At 64.8% G+C, this 23,004-nt stretch carries 25 protein-coding genes; 17 read left to right on the forward strand and 8 right to left on the reverse strand.

Features of this window, described 5'->3' with window-relative positions:
- The 7 genes from FNJ47_RS29515 to FNJ47_RS29545 all read left to right on the forward strand — a co-directional run.
- Nucleotides 1-566 (forward strand): TOBE domain-containing protein (locus FNJ47_RS29515; RefSeq protein ID WP_236000157.1); only part of this gene is annotated, 566 nt, incomplete at its 5' end.
- 12 nt (nucleotides 567-578) lie between these two features.
- Nucleotides 579-1,664, forward strand: a complete 1,086-nt coding sequence (locus tag FNJ47_RS29520) for an ABC transporter ATP-binding protein (protein ID WP_163159482.1) — start codon at nucleotides 579-581, stop codon at nucleotides 1,662-1,664.
- Nucleotides 1,664-2,566, forward strand: a complete 903-nt coding sequence (locus tag FNJ47_RS29525; RefSeq protein WP_163159483.1) for a carbohydrate ABC transporter permease — start codon at nucleotides 1,664-1,666, stop codon at nucleotides 2,564-2,566. Before FNJ47_RS29520 ends, FNJ47_RS29525 begins: the two co-directional genes overlap by 1 nt.
- Complete coding sequence (locus tag FNJ47_RS29530) at nucleotides 2,566-3,372, forward strand: carbohydrate ABC transporter permease (RefSeq protein ID WP_163159484.1); 807 nt, start codon at nucleotides 2,566-2,568, stop codon at nucleotides 3,370-3,372. The genes FNJ47_RS29525 and FNJ47_RS29530 overlap by 1 nt, the downstream gene beginning before the upstream one ends.
- Before the next feature lie 66 nt (nucleotides 3,373-3,438).
- On the forward strand, nucleotides 3,439-3,765 hold the full coding sequence (locus FNJ47_RS29535; protein ID WP_163159485.1) for a DUF2160 domain-containing protein: 327 nt from the start codon (nucleotides 3,439-3,441) through the stop codon (nucleotides 3,763-3,765).
- Between the two features lie 85 nt (nucleotides 3,766-3,850).
- Nucleotides 3,851-5,617, forward strand: a complete 1,767-nt coding sequence (locus FNJ47_RS29540) for an ABC transporter substrate-binding protein (RefSeq protein WP_420839331.1) — start codon at nucleotides 3,851-3,853, stop codon at nucleotides 5,615-5,617.
- A gap of 183 nt (nucleotides 5,618-5,800) precedes the next feature.
- The gene (locus FNJ47_RS29545; protein WP_163159487.1) at nucleotides 5,801-6,511 is read left to right on the forward strand and encodes a hypothetical protein; all 711 of its coding nucleotides are present in this window, start codon (nucleotides 5,801-5,803) and stop codon (nucleotides 6,509-6,511) included.
- Here the strand turns inward: FNJ47_RS29545 and FNJ47_RS29550 are convergent.
- Nucleotides 6,500-7,315, reverse strand: a complete 816-nt coding sequence (locus FNJ47_RS29550; protein ID WP_347341734.1) for a tetratricopeptide repeat protein — start codon at nucleotides 7,313-7,315, stop codon at nucleotides 6,500-6,502. The genes FNJ47_RS29545 and FNJ47_RS29550 overlap by 12 nt on opposite strands.
- Nucleotides 7,316-7,384: 69 nt before the next feature.
- Nucleotides 7,385-8,554 (reverse strand): FAD-dependent oxidoreductase, encoded by a 1,170-nt coding sequence (locus FNJ47_RS29555; protein WP_163159488.1) that lies wholly within the window; start codon nucleotides 8,552-8,554, stop codon nucleotides 7,385-7,387.
- 73 nt (nucleotides 8,555-8,627) lie between these two features.
- Between FNJ47_RS29555 and FNJ47_RS29560 the strand changes: the two genes are divergently transcribed.
- Together FNJ47_RS29560 and FNJ47_RS29565 are read left to right on the forward strand one after the other, a co-directional pair.
- The gene (locus FNJ47_RS29560; RefSeq protein ID WP_163159489.1) at nucleotides 8,628-9,101 is read left to right on the forward strand and encodes a MarR family transcriptional regulator; all 474 of its coding nucleotides are present in this window, start codon (nucleotides 8,628-8,630) and stop codon (nucleotides 9,099-9,101) included.
- 17 nt (nucleotides 9,102-9,118) lie between these two features.
- A complete protein-coding gene (locus FNJ47_RS29565) occupies nucleotides 9,119-9,286 on the forward strand; it encodes a hypothetical protein (protein ID WP_163159490.1) in 168 nt (55 codons plus the stop codon).
- A gap of 13 nt (nucleotides 9,287-9,299) precedes the next feature.
- Here the strand turns inward: FNJ47_RS29565 and FNJ47_RS29570 are convergent, their stop codons facing one another.
- The 4 genes from FNJ47_RS29570 to FNJ47_RS29585 all read right to left on the reverse strand — a co-directional run bounded on the left by FNJ47_RS29570 (nucleotide 9,300) and on the right by FNJ47_RS29585 (nucleotide 13,678).
- Nucleotides 9,300-10,403 (reverse strand): alkene reductase, encoded by a 1,104-nt coding sequence (locus FNJ47_RS29570; protein WP_163159491.1) that lies wholly within the window; start codon nucleotides 10,401-10,403, stop codon nucleotides 9,300-9,302.
- Between the two features lie 87 nt (nucleotides 10,404-10,490).
- Nucleotides 10,491-11,351, reverse strand: a complete 861-nt coding sequence (locus FNJ47_RS29575; protein ID WP_163159492.1) for an SDR family NAD(P)-dependent oxidoreductase — start codon at nucleotides 11,349-11,351, stop codon at nucleotides 10,491-10,493.
- A 232-nt stretch (nucleotides 11,352-11,583) separates the two neighbouring features.
- The gene (locus tag FNJ47_RS29580) at nucleotides 11,584-12,087 is read right to left on the reverse strand and encodes a DUF1993 domain-containing protein (RefSeq protein ID WP_163159493.1); all 504 of its coding nucleotides are present in this window, start codon (nucleotides 12,085-12,087) and stop codon (nucleotides 11,584-11,586) included.
- Nucleotides 12,088-12,352: 265 nt separating this feature from the next.
- Complete coding sequence (locus FNJ47_RS29585) at nucleotides 12,353-13,678, reverse strand: lytic murein transglycosylase (protein ID WP_163159501.1); 1,326 nt, start codon at nucleotides 13,676-13,678, stop codon at nucleotides 12,353-12,355.
- 461 nt (nucleotides 13,679-14,139) lie between these two features.
- Between FNJ47_RS29585 and htpX the strand changes: the two genes are divergently transcribed.
- Nucleotides 14,140-15,072: a zinc metalloprotease HtpX gene (gene htpX / locus FNJ47_RS29590; RefSeq protein ID WP_163159494.1), complete on the forward strand. Its 933-nt coding sequence runs from the start codon at nucleotides 14,140-14,142 to the stop codon at nucleotides 15,070-15,072.
- A 223-nt stretch (nucleotides 15,073-15,295) separates the two neighbouring features.
- Here htpX and FNJ47_RS29595 read toward each other — a convergent pair whose 3' ends face one another.
- Nucleotides 15,296-16,261 carry an aldo/keto reductase gene (locus FNJ47_RS29595; protein WP_163159495.1) on the reverse strand — a complete coding sequence of 322 codons (966 nt, stop codon included), beginning with the start codon at nucleotides 16,259-16,261 and terminating at the stop codon, nucleotides 15,296-15,298.
- Nucleotides 16,262-16,558: 297 nt separating this feature from the next.
- Here FNJ47_RS29595 and FNJ47_RS29600 point away from each other — a divergent pair, with 297 nt between their 5' ends.
- The 4 genes from FNJ47_RS29600 (at nucleotide 16,559) to FNJ47_RS29615 (ending at nucleotide 19,580) form a co-directional block, all read left to right on the forward strand.
- Entirely contained in the window at nucleotides 16,559-16,930 is a 372-nt protein-coding gene (locus FNJ47_RS29600) for a GYD domain-containing protein (protein WP_229188039.1), read from the forward strand.
- 683 nt (nucleotides 16,931-17,613) lie between these two features.
- The gene (locus tag FNJ47_RS29605) at nucleotides 17,614-18,468 is read left to right on the forward strand and encodes a S1 family peptidase (protein WP_236000158.1); all 855 of its coding nucleotides are present in this window, start codon (nucleotides 17,614-17,616) and stop codon (nucleotides 18,466-18,468) included.
- Between the two features lie 65 nt (nucleotides 18,469-18,533).
- Complete coding sequence (locus FNJ47_RS29610; RefSeq protein WP_236000159.1) at nucleotides 18,534-18,977, forward strand: hypothetical protein; 444 nt, start codon at nucleotides 18,534-18,536, stop codon at nucleotides 18,975-18,977.
- Nucleotides 18,978-19,322: 345 nt separating this feature from the next.
- Complete coding sequence (locus FNJ47_RS29615) at nucleotides 19,323-19,580, forward strand: iron oxidase (RefSeq protein ID WP_163159496.1); 258 nt, start codon at nucleotides 19,323-19,325, stop codon at nucleotides 19,578-19,580.
- A gap of 29 nt (nucleotides 19,581-19,609) precedes the next feature.
- On the opposite strand, the gene FNJ47_RS29620 is transcribed toward FNJ47_RS29615, so the two are convergent.
- Nucleotides 19,610-21,052, reverse strand: coding sequence for a helix-turn-helix domain-containing protein (locus FNJ47_RS29620; protein ID WP_163159497.1), 1,443 nt, complete (start codon nucleotides 21,050-21,052; stop codon nucleotides 19,610-19,612).
- 240 nt (nucleotides 21,053-21,292) lie between these two features.
- On the opposite strand from FNJ47_RS29620, the gene FNJ47_RS29625 reads away from it, so the two are divergent.
- The 3 genes from FNJ47_RS29625 to FNJ47_RS29635 all read left to right on the forward strand — a co-directional run.
- The gene (locus tag FNJ47_RS29625) at nucleotides 21,293-21,502 is read left to right on the forward strand and encodes a DUF4170 domain-containing protein (protein WP_016839740.1); all 210 of its coding nucleotides are present in this window, start codon (nucleotides 21,293-21,295) and stop codon (nucleotides 21,500-21,502) included.
- Nucleotides 21,503-21,714: 212 nt separating this feature from the next.
- Nucleotides 21,715-22,290: a hypothetical protein gene (locus FNJ47_RS29630; RefSeq protein ID WP_163159498.1), complete on the forward strand. Its 576-nt coding sequence runs from the start codon at nucleotides 21,715-21,717 to the stop codon at nucleotides 22,288-22,290.
- A 22-nt stretch (nucleotides 22,291-22,312) separates the two neighbouring features.
- On the forward strand, nucleotides 22,313-23,004 hold a 692-nt coding region (locus FNJ47_RS29635; protein WP_163159499.1), incomplete at its 3' end, for a glycine-rich domain-containing protein.

A 23,004-nucleotide genomic window follows, 5' to 3' on the forward strand; every position in this document is an offset into this window, starting at 1 on the left:
CTACCCACGCGCGCACATCGGAGTCCTGCCACGGTAGTCCGTCGGCAGCGTCAGATGTGTCAAAGAGCAGGGGGCTGGGCCGCGCGGAAGCCGACCCGGTAGGCGCCGTCGGGCAGATCGGCGCGACGCCGAAGGTCTACCGCCATCCCGACACGCTGCGCGTCGGGCAGGTGTTCTCCGATCCGCCGCTCAATGTCATCGGCATCGAAAAGAAGGCTGACCGGGTGATCTATGCCGGCGGCGAGCAGGCGCCCGCGGCCGGCCTCTACGCCAATCTGCCCGACGGCGCCTACCGGATCGGCTTCCGCGCGCACCAGCTCGAGGTCGGGAGCGCCGCGGCGGGCCGCCACAAATTCGCGGCCACCGTGACGGTGACCGAGATCACCGGCTCGGAGAGTTTCGTGCACGTCCATGTCCATGAATCGAACTGGGTCGCAGTGCTGCACGGCGTGCATGAATATGAACCCGGGCAGGTGCTCGACGCCGCGCTCGATCCCGACGACATCTTCGTGTTCGACGCGGCCGATCGCCTCGTCGCTTCACCCGCAACAAATTTCTCGAAGTGAGGGAGATGCTTCATGGCCCGCATTGACCTCGTCGATCTCGCGCAGTCCTACAACGGCAATGACGCGCCGCCGGAATCCTTTGCGCTGAAGCCGGTCACTATGACCTGGCGGCAGGGCGGCGCCTATGCGCTGCTCGGGCCGTCCGGCTGCGGCAAGACCACGCTGCTCAATTTGATTTCCGGCATCGTGACGCCGTCGCGCGGCCAGATCCTGTTCGACGGCCGTGACATCACGCCGCTGTCGACGCAGAAGCGCAACATCGCGCAGGTGTTTCAGTTCCCTGTGATCTACGACACCATGACGGTGGGCGAGAACCTGGCCTTCCCGCTGAAGAACCGCGGCATCGCCAAGGCCGAGGTCGATGCGCGGGTCAAGCAGATCGCCGACCTGCTCGACCTCACGCCGTATCTGAACCGCAAGGCGACGCGGCTTACCGCCGACGCCAAGCAGAAGATCTCGCTCGGCCGCGGCCTGGTGCGCTCCGACGTCGCCGCCGTGCTGTTCGACGAACCGCTGACGGTGATCGATCCCGAGCTGAAGTGGCAGCTGCGCTCCAAGCTGAAGGCGCTGCATCGCGAGCTCGACCTCACGATGATCTACGTCACCCACGACCAGACCGAGGCGCTGACCTTTGCCGATACCGTCGTCGTCATGCATGACGGCCGGGTGGTGCAGAGCGGCACGCCGGCCGAACTGTTCGACAAGCCGGCGCATACCTTCGTCGGCTATTTCATCGGCTCGCCCGGCATGAACATCGTACCGGCCGAGGTCTCCGGCCACGAGGCGCGGATCGACGGCCATGTCATCGGCCTGCATCGAAACTATGGTGTTCTGCCGGCCGGCAAGAAGATCGAGATCGGCGTGCGGCCTGAATTCGTCGACGTCGCGGCGCCCGCATCGGGGCTGCTGTCGGCCACCATCGAGCGGATCGACGATCTCGGCCGTATCCAGTTCGCCCGCGTTCGCGTCGGCAACACCAAACTTGCGGCACGCGTGCCGCCGGGCTTCTCGGTCTCCGGCGGTACCGCCGGCCTGATCTTCAATCCCGCCTACGTCCACGTCTATGCCGACAGCCATTTGGTGGAAGGGGTCGCCTGATGGACAAGACCATCAACCAAAAAGCCTGGTTCCTGGTGCTGCCGGTGTTCCTGGTGGTCGCGTTCTCGGCGGTGCTGCCGCTGATGACGGTCGTGAACTATTCGATGCAGGACACCTTCGGCAACAACCAGTTCTTCTGGAACGGCGTCGGCTGGTTCAAGGAGCTGCTCGATCCCTCGACCGATCTCGGCGGCCGCTTCCTGGCCTCGCTCGGCCGTAACCTGTTCTTCTCCGCCGTGATCCTCGCGATCGAGGTGCCGCTCGGCATCGTCGTTGCGCTGTCGATGCCGCGCGAGGGCTGGAGCGTCGCGGCCTGTCTCGTCATCCTCGCATTGCCGCTGCTGATCCCGTGGAACGTGGTCGGCACCATCTGGCAGATCTTCGGCCGGCCCGATATCGGCCTGCTCGGCTATGTGCTGAATCATCTCGGCTTCAACTACAACTACGTCGCCAATGATGTCGACGCCTGGGTGACGGTCATCGTGATGGACGTCTGGCACTGGACCAGCCTCGTTGCGCTGCTCTGCTACGCCGGCCTGAAGTCGATCCCCGATGCCTACTACCAGGCGGCGCAGATCGACGGCGCGTCGCGCTGGGCGGTGTTCAAGGCGATCCAGTTGCCGAAGATGAACCGCGTGCTGCTGATCGCGGTGCTGCTGCGCTTCATGGACTCGTTCATGATCTACACCGAGCCGTTCGTGGTCACCGGCGGCGGTCCCGGAAACTCGACGACCTTCGTCTCCATCGAGCTCGTCAAGATCGCGCTCGGCCAGTTCGACCTGGGCAAGGCGGCCGCGCTGTCGCTGGCCTATAACTTGATCATCCTGATCGTCTGCTGGGTGTTCTACACCGTGATGACCAATGCCGGCTCCGAGCGTCCGGTCAAGGAAGGAGCGGCGTGATGCACTCGATCCCTGGCCGCCGCCTGATCATGGGGCTGTTCCTGATCTTCCTGCTGTTGCCGATCTACTGGCTCGTCAACATGAGTTTCAAGACCAACGCCGAGATCATCTCGACGATGACCTTGTGGCCGCATGCGCCGACGTTGCAGCACTACCGGCGCATCTTCACCGATGAGAGCTGGTATTCCGGCTATATCAATTCGCTGGAATATGTCGTCATCAACACCGTGATCTCGATCGCGGTGGCGTTGCCGGCAGCCTATGCGTTCTCGCGCTACCGCTTCCTCGGCGACAAGCATCTGTTTTTCTGGCTGCTGTCGAACCGTATGGCGCCGGCGGCGGTCTACGCCCTGCCGTTCTTCAACCTCTACTCGGCGATCGGCCTGTTCGATACGCCCTGGGCGGTCGCGCTCGCGCACTGCATCTTCAACGTGCCGCTGGCGGTGTGGATCCTCGAAGGCTTCGTCTCCGGCGTGCCGCGCGAGATCGACGAGACTGCCTTCCTCGACGGCTATTCGTTCCCGCGCTTCTTCATCAAGATTCTGGTGCCGCTGATCGCGAGCGGCATCGGCGTCGCCGCCTTCTTCTGCTTCATGTTCTCGTGGGTCGAGCTGCTGCTCGCGCGCACGCTGACATCGGTTGCCGCCAAGCCGATCTCCGCGGTGATGACGCGGACGGTATCGGCCGCCGGCATGGACTGGGGCCTGCTTGCCGCGGCCGGCGTGCTCACCATCATCCCGGGCGCACTCGTGATCTGGTTCGTCCGCAACTACATCGCGCGCGGCTTCGCGCTCGGCCGGGTCTAGGAGGGCGCATGATCCCGAAAAGTGGAAGCCGGTTTTCGGACCGGATCATGCGCAAGGAGTAAGATCATGGACAGCATCGCATGGATGGCATGGACCTGGCCCACCGCGATCTTCTTCGTGCTGCTTGCCTGCACGCTCGGGATGATGACCTGGCTCGCAATCGCCTATCCCGAAGCGGAGCGGGTCGGCGTGTTGCGCATTCCGACCACGCGCGGCGATCGTTTGTTCGTTTCGCTGGTGCTGGCGGCGGTGATCCACCTGGTGTGGATCGGCCTCGTCGGTACCGATCCGATCTTCGCTCTGCCGATTGGGGAGGGCGTTGAGATTTCGAGCCTGTGGCTCGGAACGGTAATTTCGCTTCTTTCAGCCGTGGTGATCTTTCGCACCGTCTGAGGAACGCGAAAAAGAGCAGATCCGGGGTCTACCCGGGCCTGGATTTAGTCGCTGCAACCGGAGGAATCTAATGCGACATTTACGAATGACTAAAGATAGTCTTTTGACGATGACCAGCGCGCTCGCGCTCGTCGCAGCATCGGTCACTCTTGTCGCGCCGGCCCGCGCCGACGAGGCGGCCGCGAAGAAGTGGATCGACAGCGAATTCCAGCCGTCGACCCTCTCCAAGGACGACCAGATGAAGGAGATGCAGTGGTTCATCAAGGCCGCTGCCCCCTTCAAGGGCATGGAGATCAACGTCGTCTCCGAGACCCTCACCACGCACGAGTACGAATCCCGCACGCTCGCCAAGGCGTTCGAGGAAATCACCGGCATCAAGGTCAAGCACGACATCATCCAGGAAGGTGACGTCGTCGAAAAGATCCAGACCCAGATGCAGTCCGGCAAGAACGTCTATGACGGCTGGATCAACGACTCCGACTTCATCGGTACCCACTTCCGCTATGGCCAGGCGGTCGACCTGACCGAGTGGATGAAGGGCGAAGCCAAGGACGTCACCGATCCGATGCTCGACGTCGACGACTTCATCGGCAAGTCGTTCACCACGGCACCGAACGGTCACCTCTACCAGCTGCCCGACCAGCAGTTCGCGAACCTCTATTGGTTCCGCTACGACTGGTTCACCAACCCGGAATACAAGGCCAAGTTCAAGGCCAAGTATGGCTATGATCTCGGCGTGCCGGTGAACTGGTCGGCCTATGAAGATATCGCCGACTTCTTCACCAACGACGTCAAGGAGATCAACGGCGTCAAGGTCTACGGCCATATGGATTATGGCAAGAAGGACCCCTCGCTCGGCTGGCGTTTCACCGACGCGTGGCTGTCGATGGCCGGCAACGGCGACAAGGGCCTCCCGAACGGCCTGCCGGTCGACGAATGGGGCATTCGCATGGAAGGCTGCCGTCCGGTCGGCTCGTCGGTCGAGCGTGGCGGCGACGTCAACGGCCCGGCGTCGGTCTATTCGATCGTCAAATATCTCGACTGGATGAAGAAGTATGCTCCGCCGCAGGCACAGGGCATGACCTTCTCCGAGTCGGGCCCGGTGCCTTCGCAGGGCAACATCGCCCAGCAGATCTTCTGGTACACCGCCTTCACCGCCGACATGGTGAAGCCCGGCCTGCCCGTGATGAACGCGGACGGTACGCCGAAGTGGCGTATGGCTCCGTCGCCGCACGGCTCGTACTGGAAGGACGGCATGAAGCTCGGCTACCAGGACGTGGGTTCGGCCACGCTCCTGAAGTCGACCCCGGTCGACCGCCGCAAGGCGGCGTGGCTCTACCTGCAGTTCATCGTCTCCAAGACGACGAGCCTGAAGAAGAGCCAGGTCGGTCTCACCTTCATTCGTGAATCCGACATCTGGGACAAGTCGTTCACCGAGCGCGCGCCGAAGCTCGGCGGTCTGATCGAGTTCTACCGCTCGCCAGCGCGCGTGCAGTGGACCCCGACCGGCAACAACGTGCCTGACTATCCGAAGCTGGCTCAGCTGTGGTGGCAGAACATCGGCGATGCGTCGTCCGGTGCGAAGACGCCGCAAGCTGCGATGGACGCGCTCGCGGCGGCCCAGGATTCGGTGATGGAGCGTCTTGAGAAGTCCGGTGTGCAGGGTGCCTGCGGACCGAAGCTGAACAAGAAGGAAACCGCCGAGTACTGGTTCGCCAAGTCGGCGAAGGACGGCAACATTGCGCCGCAGCGCAAGCTTGCCAACGAAAAGCCGAAGGGCGAGACGGTCGACTACGACACGCTGATCAAGTCGTGGCCGGCGACCCCGCCCAAGCGCGCCGAAGCGAAGTAAGTCGGTAAGGCTTGACCGCCCACGCCATCCGCAAACTGCAAAAGGCCGGGAGCAATCCCGGCCTTTTTTGCTGTCCGGCATTTGGGTCCGGAGCAGTGGAGCCCGCCTCACGATTGTGCTCAAATGACGCGATGAGGTCATCATGCGGTCCCTCGTCATCGCAGCATGATCCGGGAGTTCGCCATGCGCATGATTTTTCGCTGCGATCCACGGCTTGCCGATCATCTGCCGCGGCCACATCCCGCACGCAGTGCGTTGCCCGATTGGCTGCGCGCGATGCCGGCGAAGGCGCATTCCAATATCCACGACCGTGAGATCCGCACGGTCAAGCAATGCCCGCCCTTTGTCGATGCGATGGCCTATGGGGTCATGATCCCACTGCCTTGCGACGTCAGGGTCGAGCGCCGCGCATTCGCATGGGACTGGGATATTCCGGAGCCCGCAACCCAGGGCCATCCGCGCGCGCCGCTCAGCTTCCATCCCGTCGCGCAACTGGCCGGCGCGCCTTTCGCCAACGGGCAGGCCGCGCTGAAATTCAACAGCTTCTGGACCATCGAGCTCGAGCCGGGCTGGTCGCTGTTCGCGACCCATCCGGTCAATCGCGACGACCTGCCGTTCCGCCTGATTTCGGGGCTGGTCGACGCCGACCGGTTTCACGACGGCGGGATCAATTTCCCGGGGGTGTGGACCCAGCCAGATTTTGCCGGCGTGTTGCCGAAAGGGACGCCGGTCGCGCAATGCTTCGCCGTGCCGCGCGAGGCCCCCGAACTGACATTCGAGGCCTTCGACGACGCGCACCGCGAAGCCTATTCGAAGGTCGTCGGCGAGGTGCTAGCCGCGCCCAATGTCTATCGCAAGCATTTCCGCGCCAAGCGCGGGCGGCTAACCACCTAGCGCTGCGCGCAGCGCACGCTCGTCGAGCCAGAGGCGGCCGTGCGGAGCCGAGGTCAGCGCCATCGCGATCGATCCGAACAGCTGAGGACGCAACGCATAGGCGCGCGCGAAGGCCTGCATCGCGGCGTCGGGCTCGCCGCTTTCCTGCAGCACGATCCCCAGATTGAGGGCCGCTTCGGCGTAATCCGGCCTGATCTCGATCGCCTTGCGATAGGCGCGTGCGGCGCCGTCATGGTCGCGCAGATCCTGCTTTGCGACGCCGAGGTCGAACCACACCGAGGCGGGCGCAGCGCTCGCAGTCGCGCGCTCGAGCAGGCGGGCGGCACCCGCGAGGTCGCCATCCTCCCAGGCCATCCGGCCGAGCCGCGCATTGGCTTCCTGATGCTCCGGGACGGCCTTGCGGATCGCCTCCCAGGCCTCGCGGGCCTGTGCCTTGCGGCCGGCCAGCTCCAGCGTGCGCGCCTTCTCGACGAAGGCATCGCGGTGCGGCTTGAGCGCGATGGCGCGGTCGAGATGCGTCAGCGCCGCATCGAATTCGCCGGCGCTGCGCGCGAGGCGGGCGGCGAGCAGCCGCGCCGCGGCGTTGTCGGGGCGCCGGGCCAGGCTGGTCTGGACATGCTTGCGGGCCGGCGCGATCTCGCCTTTGGCGAACAGCACCGCGGCCAGCAGATGGCTCAGCATCGGCTCGCCGGGCTGGCGTGCGAGGCCGTGCTCGCAGAGCTCGATCGCCTCGCCATGCCGCCCGGCATTGAAGGCCGTAGTGGCGCGTCGAACAATATCCTCGGCGTTGCCCTGCTTTATCACGTGCGTGAGCGTCTTCGGTCCAATTCGTTACGCGCCATGCTATGCGGCGCCGGAAGTCATGACCAGTGCTTACCGCGCTGCGTTGCTGCCGGCGGCCGTGCGCATCTGCATGTAGGCCCGGTGGTGCGCCAGCGTGAGTTCCTGGCTGATATGCGACAGCTCGATCGCGGCGGCTTCGGCGGCCTCGCCGGCGGGCTCGGCGACGCGCACGAACATCTCCGTCTCGTAAGCGCGGACGGCTTCGCGCCAATCGGACGATCCCGTCAGATGCTCGGCCAGCTCCGCAGCGTCCAGCATCGCGGCGTTGACGCCTTCGCCACCGAACGGCGACATCAGATGCGCGGCGTCACCGAGCAGGGTGATGCCAGCGCGGTTGGTCCAATGATGCCCGACCGGCAGCGCGTGGATCGGCCGGAGCGCGAATAGATCATTGCTGGCGCGGATCAGGTCGAGCAGGGCTTCGGCCCAGCCGCCGAATTCGCCGAGCAGCGCGTCGCGCATCGCGGTCGGCGAGGCGACGTCGAACCGCCGCTCGGCCCATTCGACGGGCACGCGGAAGATCGCATAGCCGCGCAGGTGGGCATTGCCGTTGCGCAGGACCATCAGGCTGCGGCCGGTGCTCTCTGCGCCCATCTTGCCGCGGCCGACCAGCTGCGACAGTGCGGGGTGGCGCGTGTCGACCGCGTCGATGCCGAATTCGATGAAGGTCAGCCCGCTATATTGCGGCTGATAGCGCGAGACAAGCGGCCGCACCCGCGACCACGCGCCGTCGGCGCCGATCACGAGATCGAACGGCCCTTCGCGCGAATTGTCGAAGACGAGATCGTAACGGCCGTCATCCCGCGGCGCGACCTCGAGCAAGGCGCGACCCCAGGCGACGGCATCCGGCGGCAGGGATTGCAGCAGCAGGTCGCGAAGCGCGGTGCGGTCGACCTCCGGACGGTCGCCGGTCATGTCGTCATCCGCCAGCAGCAACCGGCCGTCGCTCGTGTAGAGCCGGCTGCCCTGGTCCTCGTAACGTGCGATGCGCCTGAAGCCATCGGTGAGTCCGGCGCGCGCCAGGGCGAGCTGGCCGCTCTCGGCGTGCAGGTCGAGCGTGCCGCCTTGCGGCCGCTCCATTGCCGAGCTCTCTTGCTCGAACAGGCTGGCCTTGACGCCGGCAACATGCAGCAGCCGGGCGAGCGTCAGGCCACCGGGGCCGGCGCCGACGATGGCAATGCGAATTGGATTGCAACTCATGGACGCCACGCTCACAAAAGGATACATAGGTACCTATCTAATATAAATAGGGGCCTATGTAAATGGTGGGATCGTGACCGATTGGGACCTGTTCGATCGTCCCGCGCCGCTGGTCAACATGGCCTCGCGCAGCTTCCTGCGGATCGGGGAGCGGCGGGTGAAGCCGCACGGCTTCAGCATCGGCCAGTTGCCGGTGCTCTATCTGCTGCGTGACGGCAAGGCGATGTCGCAGCGCGATCTCGCCCGCGCCGCGAAAGTCGAGCAGCCATCGATGGCGCAAATCCTGGCGCGGATGGAGCGCGATGGCCTGATCCAGCGCACGCCGATGCCGGGCGACGGCCGCAGCCAGCAGGTTTCGTTGACCAAGGCGGCCAGGGCGAAATTGCCGGCTGCGCGTAAGGCATTGCATCGCGATCAGGACCAGGCGCTGGCGGGCTTCAGCGCGGAGGAGGTCACGACACTGCTTGAGCTGTTGCGGCGCCTCAATCGAAACCTCGACCGGATAGTGGCCGAGGAAGTGGAGAGCGGCGAGGCTGTTGACGCGTAGAAATGCCCGAGAGTGCAATGCGTAACGAACAAAGGCCGGGGGCGATCCCGGCCTTTTTAATCGCTATCGCAACATTCTTTTCTGTCATTCCCGGGCGCGCGAAGCGCGAGCCCGGAATCCATCCAGACGCGTATGATGCGGTCAATGGATTCCAGGTCTGCGCCTGGCGGCGCATCCCGGAATGACGATGTGGAGAGGTTACTCCGCCGCTTCGGTCGCCTTCAGCGTCGGGTAATCCGTATAGCCCTTGGCGCCGCCGCCGTAGAAGGTCGCCTTGTCCCACTCGTTGAGCGGGGCGCCGGCCTTGAGCCGCTCGACCAGGTCAGGGTTGGAGATGAACGGCTTGCCGAATGCGATCATGTCGGCCGCGCCTGCCTCCAGCACCTTCTCGGCCAGCGCGAAGTCGTAGCCGTTGTTGGCGACATAGGTCTGCTTGAAGCGCTTGCGCAGCGAGGCGTAGTCGAACGGCGCGACATCGCGCGGTCCGCCGGTCGCGCCTTCGATGACGTGGATATAGGTCAGCTGCAGCGCGTTGAGCTGGTCGACGATGTAGTCGAACAGCGGTTGCGGATTGGAGTCGGAGACGTCGTTGGCCGGCGTCACCGGCGAGATGCGGATGCCGGTACGATCGGCGCCGGCCTCCTTGGCGACCGCCTTGGAAACCTCCAGCATCAGCTGGGCGCGATTCTCGATTCCGCCGCCATAGGCGTCGGTGCGCCTGTTGGAACTGTCCCTGGCGAACTGGTCGAGCAGATAGCCGTTGGCGCCGTGAATCTCGACGCCGTCGAAGCCGGCGGCCAGCGCGTTCGCGGTGCCGCGCTTGAAGTCCTCGATGATCCCGGGGATTTCCGACAGTTCGAGCGCGCGCGGCTCGGACACGTCGGCGAAGGTGCCGTTGACGAAGGTCTTGGTCTTGGCGCGGATCGCGCTCGGCGCCACCGGCGCGCCGCCGTTCGGCTGCAACGAGGTGTGCGAGATGCGGCCGACATGCCAGAGCTGGATGAAGATGTGGCCGCCGCGCTCATGCACGCGATCGGTCACCTTGCGCCAGGCCTCGACCTGCTCCTTCGAATAGATGCCGGGCGTGTCCTGATAGCCCTGGCCCTGCTGCGAGACCTGGCTCGCTTCGGTGATCAAGAGGCCGGCGGAGGCGCGCTGGCCGTAATAGTCCACCGCGAGCGGGCTTGGCACCATGCCGGGCGGCACTGCGCGGTTGCGCGTCAGTGGCGCCATCGCGACGCGGTTCGGCAGCGTCAGCGCGCCAAGCTTGTAGGGCTCGAGAAGTTTGGTCGGTTGGCTCATGTGAAACGTTCCAGACAATGATGGATAAGGGAGATTTGTGCATTGCCGCGACGAGCGCAATGGCCTGTCACATTCGCAGGCAGCAGATCAGCCGCGCACGATCCCGCCCATGTGGCCGGCATCGAGGAACAAAGTATGCGCGTTCACATAGGAGGACTCATTCGAAATCAGGAACAGCGCAGTATAGGCGACCTCCCAGCCGGTGCCCTGGCGGCCGAAAGGCACTGTTACGGCGCGATCCGTCCGCCTGCGGCTGGCGTCGCGGCCCATCGGCGTATCCATGAAGCCCGGTGCGATCACATTGCAGCGAATGCCCTTGTCCTCGCCGGCCCGCGCGATCGCCCGGCCGAGCGCGATCTGCGCTGCCTTGGAGGATTCATAGGCCGGGTTGCGGCCGCCGGCGCGCTGGCTCGCCATCGAGGAGATCAGGATGATCGCGCCGCCCGGCGCCATCACTTCCAGCGCCTTCTGCGCGAACAGCATGTGGCTGCGCACGTTGACGGCGTAGTCGCGGTCCCAGGCTTCTGCCGTCATCTTGGGCAACGACAGGCCGGAGGAGATGCCGACATTGAGCGCCAGCCCGTCGAGCCCGCCGAGCTTTTGCGCGCAGCGTTCGACCGCGGGCGCGATCGCCGCGACGTCGGAGACATCGACCACGTCGGTGAAGGCCTTGCCGCCTTCCTTTGCGATCTGCGCGACAGTGTCGTCGGCGGCGTCCTTGTTGACGTCGAGGCAGGCGACGGAAGCACCCTCGCGCGCGAACAGCACGCTCATGGCGCGGCCGTTGCCGATCGGGGGCGCTTCATCCACGGTTGTGCGCTGTCCCGCACCGACCACGATGATGCGTCGGCCGGCGAGGCGTCCGTGGTTTTTCGCCAGCCCCAGCGCTTCCGCGTGCAGCGAGGCGGACGGATCGATGGCGTTCGGTGCGTGGGTTGTGGTCGACATGGCGTGCTCCCTGACGTCTTGTTGTTGTCAGGGAGCAGTAGCACGGGAGGGCGTGCGAGGCGACGTGTCCGCCGTAGCCTTGGCGAGAGGTGAGAAAATCCCGCAGCGGGGAATATGTTTGCTCGTCATTCCGGGGCTCGCGAAGCGAGAACCCGGAATCTAGACGTTGTGCGGCTCGAGATTCCGGGTTCGATGCTTGCGCATCGCCCCGGAATGACGCGCTAAGCGCGCGTCAGCTGACGCCGAGGAAGTCGCGCTTGCCGATCTCGACGCCGTTGTGGCGCAGGATGCCGTGCGCGGTGACGGCGTGGAAATAGAAGTTCGGGAACGAAAATGCGTTGAGGAATTGCTGGCCCTTGAGGGTCATGGTGCGCTCGGGGCCGACCGGGAAGGTGACGTCCTTGGCGTCGCCGCCCTCGAACTGCTCCGGCTTGAACGACTTCACATATTCGATCGTGTTGGCCAGCCGCTGCTTCAGTTCACCGATGCTCTTCTCGGTGTCGGGCGTCGACGGCACCGCGCTATGGGTCAGCCGCGCGCAGCCCCTGGCGGCGTGATCGCAGACCAGCTGGATCTGCTTGGTCAGCGGCAGCATGTCGGGATAGAGCCGCGATCCCAGCAGCACCTCGGGCGCAATTTTCTTGGCCTCGCAATGCGCCTCGGCCTTGGTCAGCTCACCGGTCAGGCTGTTGAGGATCTGCAAATAAGCGGGGACGACGGCGTCATAAAAGGACATGGGATGCTCCCTGTGCTGGTGAAATCCGGATGTGACCGAATAGCGATGCTGCACATGGGGCGGCAAAGGGAACAATACAACTGCGGGAAGCTGTAACACTTGGTCAAATATTTCCCGCAGCGCTTTCTAGATGCCGTCATCCTGAGGTGCGAGCGGAGCGAGCCTCGAAGGATGCACGGCCCAGCTGGTGGCCGTCGACCCTTCGAGGCTCGCTCCGCTCGCACCTCAGGGTGACGGGTTTGGTTTCACGTTTCTTTAGGCAGGATTACCGCGCCGGCACCGTCGCATCCGCGGCCGGCTGCGTGCGGCCGCCGCCGCGCATCCGCGCCAACAGCTCCGCGGTCGGCCAGGAATCCGCGGGCAGGCCGTATTTCGTCTGCATCGCCTTCACCGCGCTTCGGCTCGCCTGGCCCATCACGCCGTCGATCTTGCCGACGTCGTAACCGGCGCGCGCCAGCAGCGACTGCAGCTCCTTGATCTCGTTGAACGGCAGCTGCGCGACCGGCGCATGCGGGCGCTGCATCGGCGGCGCGCCCGCGATGCGGCCGGCGAGATAGCCGGCGGTGGTCGAATAGATCAGCGAGTTATTCCACTCGGTATAGGCAGCGAAATTCGGATAGGCGAGGAACGCCGGGCCGGTGCGGCCCATCGGCAGCAGCAGCGAGGCCGGCATCTCGTCATTGGCGAGCGGTTTGCCGTCGGTCGAGGTGACGCCGAGCGCCACCCATGTCGAACGCGGCAGCTTGATGGTGAGGTCGGCCCGGTCCCACGGAAAGTTCGCGGCCTGCGGCACACGCACCTCCTGCAGCCACGGCTCGCCGCGCCGCCACTTCAATCCGTTGGCGATGTAGTTGGCGGTCGAGCCGATCACGTCGGGTCCGCTCTGCAACAGGTTGCGATGGCCGTCGCCATCGTAGTCGACGGCATAGTTGAAATAATGCGTCGGCAAAAATTGGGTCTGGCCGAGCTCGCCGGCCCATGAGCCGATCATCTCGTCGGGCGTCAGGTCGCCGCGTTCGATGATCTTCAGCGCCGCGATGGTCTCGCCCTGGAACATCTCCGAGCGGCGGCAATCATAGGCCAGCGACACCAGCGATTTCAGCGTCGGCAGATTGCCCATCTGGACGCCGAAGTCGCTCTCCAGTCCCCAGAACGCGGCGATCACCGCGGGCGGCACGCCGTACTCCTTCTCGGCGCGCGCGAACGCGGCCGCATAGGTCCGGATGTATTGCTGGCCCTGCTGCATGCGATAGTTCGCCGCCATGCGCCCGGCGAACTGGGTGAAGATCTGCCCGAACACGCGTTGGCCGCGATCGCGGTTGACGATGCCCTGGTCGTAAATGAGGTAGGGCGCTGCCTCGGCGATCGTGCGCTGCGAGACGCCGGCGGCGACCGCCTTCTGCTTCAGCTCGGCGAGGAAGCGATCAAAACTCTGCCCGTTGTGGCAGGACGCAGCCCGCGGCGAGGCCACAGCGGCCGGGCGGGCCCTGGCGGGGGCCGGACTGGCCGGGTTGGGCAGCGGCTGCTGCGCCGAGGCAAGGGAAGAGGCCAGTGAGGAGAGCGCCAACGCTCCCGCGATCGCTGCGATCATGATCGGGGCGCGGAGGGGAGATGCTGGCATCGATGTCACCGGCTGGGAGAAGGGGGATCAAGGCCCAATCTGCATACACCAGGGCGACACCGGGCAACAACGGGGGTGCGCCTCTTAGACCAATTGGGCTTCGGCAGGTTGAGTCGCCGCCGCTATGATCGGCGAGTGATTCGCGGGCAGGGGTGTCAGCGGATCGATCACGCCCGGAGGGACCCATGTGGAGTTTTCTCGAGCGTCTGTTGGATTCGTCGACATGCAGCTATCGTCGTATGCGCGGAGACGGCCCCTCACCCCAACCCTCTCCCCGTAAGAACGGGGAGAGGGAGCGCACCGGCAAATGACCAATCGTTAATCCGCGCCGCGTCGCTGCGACGCACTGGTTGCCTTGCGGCTTCAACCGCAAAATCCCTACCTCAGCGGCGTCGATTGTGGCAGCATCCGCCTGCCGCCAGGGAACCACGATGAACTATTTTCGTACTGCGCTCCTGCTTGCCGGCCTCACCGCGCTGTTCATGGGCGTCGGCTATCTGATCGGCGGCGGCACCGGCGCCGTGATCGCGCTGATCATCGCGGCTGCGACAAATCTGTTCACCTACTGGAATTCCGATCGCATGGTGCTGTCGATGTACGGCGCCCATCAGGTCGATGCGCACTCGGCACCCGAACTCACCAATCTCGTCGCCGAGCTGGCGCGGCGCGCCGCTCTGCCGATGCCGCGCGTGTTCGTGATGGACGAGGCGCAGCCCAATGCGTTTGCGACCGGCCGCAATCCGGAGAACGCCGCGGTCGCGGTCACCTCCGGCCTGATGCAGCAGCTCAGCCGCGAGGAGCTCGCCGGCGTGATCGCGCACGAGCTTGCGCATATCAAGCATCACGACACGTTGACCATGACGATTACGGCGACGATCGCCGGTGCGATCTCGATGCTGGCGCAGTTCGGCATGTTCTTCGGCGGCAACCGCAACAACAACGGTCCCGGCATCGTCGGCTCGATCGCGATGATGATCCTGGCGCCGCTCGGCGCCATGCTGGTGCAGATGGCGATCAGCCGCACCCGCGAATATGCCGCCGACAATTACGGCGCGCGCATCGTCGGCCAGCCGATGTGGCTGGCGTCCGCGCTCGCGAAGATCGAGAATTCAGCGCATCAGGTGCCGAACATGGAGGCCGAGCGCAATCCGGCCACCGCGCACATGTTCATCATCAATCCGCTGTCGGGCCATGGCGTCGACAATCTGTTCGCCACCCACCCCTCGACCGCGAACCGCATCGCCGCTCTGCAGCAGTTCGCCGCCGAGCTCGGCACGCAGGCCGCGCCGCGCCCCACCGGTGCGAGCTATCCGCCGCGCAGCCCGTGGGGCGGAGCCTCGGGCCAGCGTGGGCCGTGGGGCTGACGGCAACTTTGCTCTAGTCGGGCAGCGATCTCCGATTTACCTCGCCCCGCGTGCGGGGAGAGTCCGGAACGCATCGTCAGATGCGTTCCCGGGTGAGGGGGAGTCTCCGTAAACGCAGCTATCGTCGAATACGCGGGGGCGGCCCCTCACCCCAACCCTCTCCCCGTAAAGAACGGGGAGAGGGGGCGCGGTGCCGTCGCTATCCGATCCAATCTCACAACGCTTAACGTAGATCGCGCTGCACGCTCGCGGCATCCAGCCGTGCGACCTGGTCCTTGCTCAGCTCGAGCTTCGCCGCCGCGACCAGCGTTGCGACCTGCTCGGGCTTGGTGGCGCTGGCAATCGGCGCGGTGATGCCGGGCTTGGCCATCAGCCAGGCGAGGGCCACTGCGGCCGGCTCGGCACGCGTCTCCGCGGCGACCTCGTCGAGGCCGGCCAGGATCCGCATGCCGCGCGGGTTCATGTATTTCGGAATGCTGCGCGCGCCGCGCGGGCTCTTGGCGAAGTCCGCTTCCGAGCGATATTTGCCGGTGAGGAATCCGGCGGCGAGCGAGAAGAACGTGATCACGCCGACGTCGTTGGCCTCGCAAACCTGTTGCAGCGCGCCTTCGTAGCTCGACCGCTCCGCCAGGCTGTATTCGGGCTGCATGCTCTCATAGCGCGGCAGCCCGTTCGCCTTGGCAATATCGAGCGCATTCTGGAGCCGCTCCGCCGAGAAGTTCGAGGCGCCGATCGCCCTGACCTTGCCGGCCTTGATCAGCTTGTCATAGGCCGCAAGCGTCTCTTCCTGCGGCGTCGCCTCATCGTCCTTGTGGGACTGGTAGAGGTCGACGTGATCGGTCTGCAGCCGTCGCAGCGAGTCCTCGACGGCGCGCGCGATGTAGTCCGGCTTCAGCCCGACATTGCCGCCTCCCATGTCCATGCCGACCTTGGTGGCGAGGATAACGCGGTTGCGGTTGCCGCGCGACTTCATCCACTTGCCGATGATCGTCTCGGACTCGCCGCCCTGATGGCCCGGCACCCAGCGCGAATAGACGTCTGCCGTATCCAGGAACGTCAGCCCATGATCGAGTACGGCGTCGAGCAGGCGAAACGATGAGGTCTCGTCCACGGTCCAGCCGAACACATTGCAGCCGAAGCACAGGGGTGGAACGGTGAGGCCGGAACGGCCGAGCGCGCGTAGCTTCATGAGTGTTGTTTCTCTTGTTCTTGACGGGAGGCGCGGGAGACTGAGGCAGATTGTCCTTGTTTGCAAGGCACAGAGGTCGTGCGTCAGGTCAGCGACGCTGCCCCTCAGTGCGGCATCGATCTGTCGTCGCGCAGGAATGCGATTTCATTTGCGCGACGTTTGATGTAGATTGCGCGGCGAGCTGTCACCGGTCACGCCGAATTCCGGAGAATGAGCGGCAGCGCAACTGGCCATCGGCAGGCCATTTCTTCCTCATTTCATGACGAAAGCTTCTTCTGCCCGGGCCCCGCCCGGTGAATGCCATTTTTCATCCAGCCAAATGGAGCGATTGCCATGCATTTCTGCTTCACAGGTGAATACACCCCGCGTTCTCTCAACAACATCATGGAAAATCCGGCGACCAATCGATACGAGGCCGCCAGGAAGTTGATCGAGGCGGCCGGTGGCAAGTTGATTTCGATGTACAGCACGGCGGTCGACGGCCCCGGTGTGATGGTGATTTACGACGTGCCGGATCCGAGCTTCGCGCCTGCGATCAGCGGTGTCGTCGTGGCGGCCGGCGCCATGCAGAATGTGAAACTGGTCCGGCTGTTTACCCAGGACGAGATCAAGGTCGTGCGTCAGCACGCGAGCAAGCTCAAGGCTGCCTACACACCGCCTGGTGGCTAGCGAGCGCGGACGATCAAGAACTGCGCAGATCGAACTGACGACGGCTGCCTCTCTCGCGCGGCGGCGCTTCGCAGCGCGCCGCGCGAAGGCGAGGGCCGTTGCGCGCCACAGATCCGGGGCGCATTCAACGGATGGGCTATCGCCCAGGCGGATGTCCTGCGCGCATGCCGGCTCGCAAGCCCCGGCTGGTTGTGCCGTCGCATGACGTCCGCCACCTCGTGCAGCATGTGCTCGGCGCCACGATGACGGCGACCGCCCGCTCACGCGGGCGGCGTGTCCAGGTAGACGTAAAGAGCCGCAATCTTGCCGTCCCGGGCGATGATGAAATCCACACCGGTATACGCAGGCACCTCGCCCCGCGGTCCGGAGCCCCAAGCCAGGCGTCCCGAATTATGACTTGCTCGCTCATGAGGCCTCGTTGCATCTGACTTGATGATGCGGTCGCAGCCGCGATTGTGAAACGGCAAGGATTGAAATTCATCGTGTCACATTTCGACCGCGGCCGGCCGCGCCTCTGGTGCGATGTGAGCCTACGCCGGGCCGAGCGGGGCGGGTCCATGCCGGTTCGGATACGCTTTGCTGGTCCGAAAAAACTGCCGCTTTCGCGTGAAATGGAGTAGAGAGCGTGGTGTTTGTAGAGACGTTGCCGGCCGGTGGTTGCGCGGCAACGTTGAAGGGCGGGCTTGGGTTCTGCGCGGCTGGGGTCTGGGCAGTGGGGTCTGAAGGTGCATCACTCGGTATCGATTTCAGGCGGCGCGGCGTCGGCGGCGCGCGCGGGATTGCTTGTCCGTCTCGTCCGGATCGCCTGCGGTATCGTGATCGGTTGCGCTCTCAATGGCTTCGTCCCGCGCGAGGCAGCGGCGCAGGTGCCATTCGTCCTGTTTCAGCCGGCGCGGCAGATGGAGGCGGCGAAACCGCTGGCCCGTGATGTCACCGGGGCGCCGGCCATCAGCCAGCGGCTCGACGGCACCGCGTTCTTTGTCGACGATCTCGGCCACATGCTGACCGCGCGCCATGCGGTCGCGGACTGCGGGCGCATCGTCGTCAGCAAGGAGGGCCGATCCGTCGCGGCGCGCGTGGTGGCGCTGGCTGCGACCGACATTGCATTGATCAAGGTCCCGCGCACGCTGGGCCTTGCAGCGGTATTTCCACGCGCGAGCGCCTCTGCCGCCAACGATATGGTGTTTGCCGAGGCCTATGACCGCTTGAAGCCGATGCTCGCGCATGGCGGCGCGCTCGGCAATGCGTTCGTCGACGCCACCCAGCGCGATCCCGAGCACCTCGTGCTGCGCTCCAATGTCACCTTCGGCACCAGCGGTGCGCCGGTGCTGGATTCCCGTGGCCTCGTGGAAGGCGTCGTGAGCCGCAGGACCACGATCGATCGCGTGCTGGCGGTCGATGCCGCACACGCCAAGTCCTTTCTCTCCGCACATGGCGTCCGCTTCCAGGAAGACGACCGGCCGCAGATGAGCGGCACCGCGTCCCGCGCCCACCGTGCCGCGAGCATTTCGGCGCGCGTCACATGCCTGCAACAATGAGCGACTAGTTGCTGCCGGGGTGGATGCTTTCGCGTCGTCCTGTAGCCTGTTGTTGCGGTCAACCCTTGTCCAGAACCATTCTCATCTTGCGGGGCACGCTCGTGCTCTCGTTCGGCCTGTTCATCCTCTCGACAGCGACGGGCCACGCCCAGGATCTCAATTTTCGTAATCCCGAACAGGCGCCGCCGTCATGGGCGCAGTTTGCCAAGCTAGTCAAATACCGGTTCGAGGAATGGATCGCAGCCGACGAGGCGGTCGCCAATCGCTTCCGCAACTGGGTCGTCGAGCATTCCGGCAAGGAGAACGGGCCGCCGCCGACGCTCGTGGTGCGCGCCTGGCTCAACCCGGACGGCACCGTCGAGCGCGTCGCGTTTCCCGCATTCAATGACGCCGGCGCGACCGAGGATCTGCGCACCATCCTGAAGCGCGGCAATGTCGGCGAGGCGCCGCCGCCGGAAATGTTGCAGCCGCTCAACCTGCGCTTCTCGCTCAATCTGCGCAAACCCTGAGCGGTCGCGAGGCGGGTTATTCATCGTCATTCCGGGGCTCGCGAAGCGAGAGCCCGGAATCCATTTCGCGACAAGTGATGCGGCTCAATGGATTCCGGGCTAGCGCCAAGAGGCGCGCCCCGGAATGACGAGAGAACGGTGCGGATCACCAGCTTTCGCGGTGATGACACCGTGGTGTGCAGGATCTTGAAGCGAGAACCATCCCCGCTGTCGTCCTGGCGAAAGCCAGGACCCATTACCCCAAATGCGCGTTGTTGCGCGACGCTGGGGCTACGATCTCGTTTACAATGAAACGCCGTGGTTATGGGTCCCTGCTTTCGCAGGGACGACGCGCGGGGTGAGCACATGGCCAAACAACAATCCGTCTACTCGCGCCGCGCTGTCATCGGCGCCGCTATCGCCGGACTTCCCGCGACACTCCTGCTGCGATCGGCCTCCGCATCCGACAAGATGACAAAACCGCAGGCCGAGTATCAGGACACGCCGAACGGCATTTACTCCTGCGGCCTGTGCACGCTGTTCGTCGCGCCTGATGGCTGCAAGGTGGTCGAGGGCGCCATCAGCAGGGACGGCTGGTGCAAGGCCTTCGCCGCGGTGGATTGAACGTCGCGCCGCTCAGAGCGGAACGCAGACTACAATTCCCGCGCATTCGAGAATGCGAACGACGACACCCGCCGCGTGGTCTCGTCCAGGATCAGGGTGCGGGTGATCGGCGGCTCGGCGCGCTGGCTGCAATTTTCGCGCTCGCAGAGCCGGCAGTTGACGCCGATCGGGGTGCCCTCGACCTTTTCCAGATCCATGCCGGTCGCATAGACGAGCTTTGCCGCATGACGGATCTCGCAGCCGAGCCCGATCGCAAAGCGCGGCTGCGGCTGCGGATAGGGCGCCACCGGCCGGCGCACCATCTGTGCGATCGAGAAATAGCGCGTGCCGTCGGGCAGCTCGATCACCTGGCTGAGCAGACGGTCCGGCATGTCGAAGGTCGAATGCACGTTCCAGAGCGGGCAGGTGCCGCCGAATTTGGAGAACGGGAAGGTGCCGGAGGAAAACCGCTTCGACACGTTGCCGGCATTGTCGACGCGCAGCAGGAAGAACGGCACGCCGCGCGCGTTCGGACGTTGCAGCGTGGTGAGGCGGTGGCAGACCTGCTCGAAGCCGGCATTGAAGCGCTGCGCCAGCACATGGACGTCGTAGCTCAGGGCTTCGGCGGCGGAGTGAAACGCCTGATAGGGCATCATCGCGGCCGCCGCGAAATAGTTGGCGAGCGTGATGCGATAGAGCCTGCGCGCGGTGTCGTCGAGCGGGCCGGCGCGGCTGACGATCGCATCGATCGCGGCGCCGCATTCGACGAAGCCGATCTGCAACGCGAGCTGAAAGCTGCGGCCGGAGCTGTCGACGAGCTCTGAGATCAGGAGCTGCCGGCGATGCCGATCGAAACGGCGCAGCGTCTCGCGCATCACGTCGACCGGCATCACGCGGGTGACGATCGAATGCTTTTCCCGTAGCCGCGTCGCGAGCGCCGTGAACAGGCCTTCGGTCGGCACGTTGAGCTCGTCGCGCAAATTCTCCGCCGCGGTCTCGAGCTCCGGAAAATAGTTGCGGTTGGCCTCGATCAGGTCGCGCACCCGTTCGATCGGGTTGGCGTCGAACTGCGAGCCCTCACGGTCGGCCATCTGCGCCGCCACCAGCGTCTCGCCGCGGCGCGCCTCGGTATAGGCGGCGTAGAGCCGCTGCAACGCATGCGTCACGCCGGGGCAGAGCTCGGCGAGGTCGCGCAGTTCCTGCTTCGGCAGGTCGATCTGGCGGAACAATGGATCGGAGAAGATCTCGTTGAGTTCCGCGAAGAATCGGTCCTCGTCGGCAGTCGCGAGGTCGCGCAAATCGAGGTCGTAGGTCTCGGCCAGCCGTAGCAAGATCTGCGCCGTCACCGGGCGCTGGTTGCGCTCGATCAGGTTGATGTAGGAGGGCGAGATGCCGAGCCCCTCGGCGATCTGGGTCTGCGACAGTCCCAATTGCTGGCGGATCCGGCGGAACCGCGGACCGACGAACAGCTTTTTCCCGGACTCGCCAGGCATGGCAGCCTTCCTGACCTATTTTGTGACAAAATTTACAAATCGACATTTATTACAAGTTCAGATGTTACATGACATCACCAATAAAAAACAAGGCATCTATACGAACTTCGCCTTTTCGCGTTTATCTCCTGACACGCAATTCGCAACACGCTGTCACGAATGTCGAGACGACGAATAGGTTGCAGGGATCGGAATTCAGGCGGCTGAGCAGGCAGCCCGACTTTTCAGAGGAGACTGACGATGAGCAAGGGCAGCAATTTCTGGGTGATCGGCGGGGAATTCGGCTCGATGAACTTCCACAAGCTCGTCGAAGGCTCCGCTCAGGTCCGCGGTCCGTTCAAGACCCGCAAGGAAGCCGAAGAGTGCTGGAAGGAAGTCTCGGAAGAGAGCCGGCACAAGGCCGGTGTGCGCTTCTCCATCGTCGAGGAGCCGTCGCGGGTTTCGGCCTAACCGCCAAAATTATCAGAGCTAAGAAAACGTCCAAGGACGGCGGCCCCATCCGGTTCATCCGGGTGGGGTCGACCGCTTTTGGGACAGTGCCAGGGCCGTTTGATCTGGGGATAAGTGGCAGCCTAAGTGCTTGGGAACCAACGTCCTTTGCGGACGTCATGGTTGCTGATAGGTTAATGCATAGGAAACCCGTCAGTACGAGGCCGCAAGGCATGTCCGATCCGCACAACACCGGCAGCGAGGCGCGCGAGATGCGGCCGACGCTGCGTGAGGCGCTGCGGCGGGCGCGCATCGAGGCGGCCGACCGCACCGGCGTCGTGGTCGAGTTGCGCGACGCCGAAGTGGCGCGGCTGGAGATCCTCAACGACGCGCTCGATCCGCTGTTCGCGCAGGTGCCGGAGAAGGTCGATTTGTTCGACCGCGGCATCAGCCAGGGCGAGACGCCGCGGCTGTGGATCGATGTCGTCGCGCACGTGCTGATGGGCCGCGACAAGCGCATCTACCGCTTCGTGCAGGACACTCGCTTCGGCCGCACCGTGCTCGCCGAATCGCACGACGTCGCCGTGATCGTCGATGCCGTCACCGACTATGTCGCGCGCCGCATGATCGAGCGCGAGCATGCGATGGTCGCAACGCCGCTTCCGGTGGCCGAGCCGCCGGCGCCGCCGCCCGTGCCGGTGGCGCCGCCGAAGCGTCGCGGCGGATTCGGCATGTTCGTGCTCGGCTTTGTCATGGGCGCTCTGGCGCTGTTCGGCCTCGCGCTGCTTGCGAGCTTGCAGAACTTTTAGCCGCTGAAGGGCCGGGGGCATCGTGGTCATAACTCCCGCCTCGGCATTCTTCGGCGTGCTGGCAGCTGCCGCTGTGGTCGGCAGCGCCGTGTTGTTCGGCAAATGGCAGACGCTGCGCCGCGCCGAATATATCCGCACCTTCAAATGGCCGGCGGGCCTGCTGGCTCGGCTCGAGCAGCATCACCCCGGCTTCACCCGCAAGGACAGCGCGCTGGTGTCGCGCGGCCTGCGACAGTTCTTCCTCGCCTACCTGATGAGCGGCAAGCGTTACGTCTCGATGCCGTCGCAGGCCGCCGACGACCTCTGGCATGAATTCATCCTCTACACCCGCGAATATGATGCGTTCTGCCGCCGCGCCTTCGGCACCTTCCTGCATCATATGCCCGCCGTCGTGCTGGTGAAGGAGCGGCGCCGGAGCAATGAAGGGCTGCGCCGGGTCTGGTGGTACTGCTGCAAATACGAGAACATCGATCCGGTCAGGCCGACGCGGCTGCCGCTGCTGTTCGCGCTCGACGCCAAGCTGAATCTTGCGAACGGCTTCATCTATCACACCGACTGCGAGGCGCTGCGCCGCAGCGGAATCGGCGGCAGCAGTCCCTATTGCGGCGGCGATTTCTCCGACTCGTCGATCGACGGATCGTCCGCGGGCTTCGGCGATGCCGGCAGCGATGGAAGCCATGGCGGCGATGGTGGTGGTCACGGCGGCGGTGATGG

This window comes from Bradyrhizobium uaiense, assembly GCF_010811875.1.
GTDB classification, from domain to species: domain Bacteria; phylum Pseudomonadota; class Alphaproteobacteria; order Rhizobiales; family Xanthobacteraceae; genus Bradyrhizobium; species Bradyrhizobium uaiense.

Coding starts and splice junctions, on each gene's coding strand:
- FNJ47_RS29520 (WP_163159482.1), top strand. CDS start 579: ATGGCCCGCATTGACCTCGTCGATCTCGCGCAGTCCTACAACGGCAAT.
- FNJ47_RS29525 (WP_163159483.1), top strand. CDS start 1,664: ATGGACAAGACCATCAACCAAAAAGCCTGGTTCCTGGTGCTGCCGGTG.
- FNJ47_RS29530 (WP_163159484.1), top strand. CDS start 2,566: ATGCACTCGATCCCTGGCCGCCGCCTGATCATGGGGCTGTTCCTGATC.
- FNJ47_RS29535 (WP_163159485.1), top strand. CDS start 3,439: ATGGACAGCATCGCATGGATGGCATGGACCTGGCCCACCGCGATCTTC.
- FNJ47_RS29540 (WP_420839331.1), top strand. CDS start 3,851: ATGACTAAAGATAGTCTTTTGACGATGACCAGCGCGCTCGCGCTCGTC.
- FNJ47_RS29545 (WP_163159487.1), top strand. CDS start 5,801: ATGCGCATGATTTTTCGCTGCGATCCACGGCTTGCCGATCATCTGCCG.
- FNJ47_RS29555 (WP_163159488.1), bottom strand. CDS start 8,554: ATGAGTTGCAATCCAATTCGCATTGCCATCGTCGGCGCCGGCCCCGGT.
- FNJ47_RS29565 (WP_163159490.1), top strand. CDS start 9,119: ATGCGTAACGAACAAAGGCCGGGGGCGATCCCGGCCTTTTTAATCGCT.
- FNJ47_RS29570 (WP_163159491.1), bottom strand. CDS start 10,403: ATGAGCCAACCGACCAAACTTCTCGAGCCCTACAAGCTTGGCGCGCTG.
- FNJ47_RS29575 (WP_163159492.1), bottom strand. CDS start 11,351: ATGTCGACCACAACCCACGCACCGAACGCCATCGATCCGTCCGCCTCG.
- FNJ47_RS29580 (WP_163159493.1), bottom strand. CDS start 12,087: ATGTCCTTTTATGACGCCGTCGTCCCCGCTTATTTGCAGATCCTCAAC.
- FNJ47_RS29585 (WP_163159501.1), bottom strand. CDS start 13,678: ATGATCGCAGCGATCGCGGGAGCGTTGGCGCTCTCCTCACTGGCCTCT.
- htpX (WP_163159494.1), top strand. CDS start 14,140: ATGAACTATTTTCGTACTGCGCTCCTGCTTGCCGGCCTCACCGCGCTG.
- FNJ47_RS29595 (WP_163159495.1), bottom strand. CDS start 16,261: ATGAAGCTACGCGCGCTCGGCCGTTCCGGCCTCACCGTTCCACCCCTG.
- FNJ47_RS29600 (WP_229188039.1), top strand. CDS start 16,559: ATGCCATTTTTCATCCAGCCAAATGGAGCGATTGCCATGCATTTCTGC.
- FNJ47_RS29615 (WP_163159496.1), top strand. CDS start 19,323: ATGGCCAAACAACAATCCGTCTACTCGCGCCGCGCTGTCATCGGCGCC.
- FNJ47_RS29620 (WP_163159497.1), bottom strand. CDS start 21,052: ATGCCTGGCGAGTCCGGGAAAAAGCTGTTCGTCGGTCCGCGGTTCCGC.
- FNJ47_RS29625 (WP_016839740.1), top strand. CDS start 21,293: ATGAGCAAGGGCAGCAATTTCTGGGTGATCGGCGGGGAATTCGGCTCG.
- FNJ47_RS29630 (WP_163159498.1), top strand. CDS start 21,715: ATGTCCGATCCGCACAACACCGGCAGCGAGGCGCGCGAGATGCGGCCG.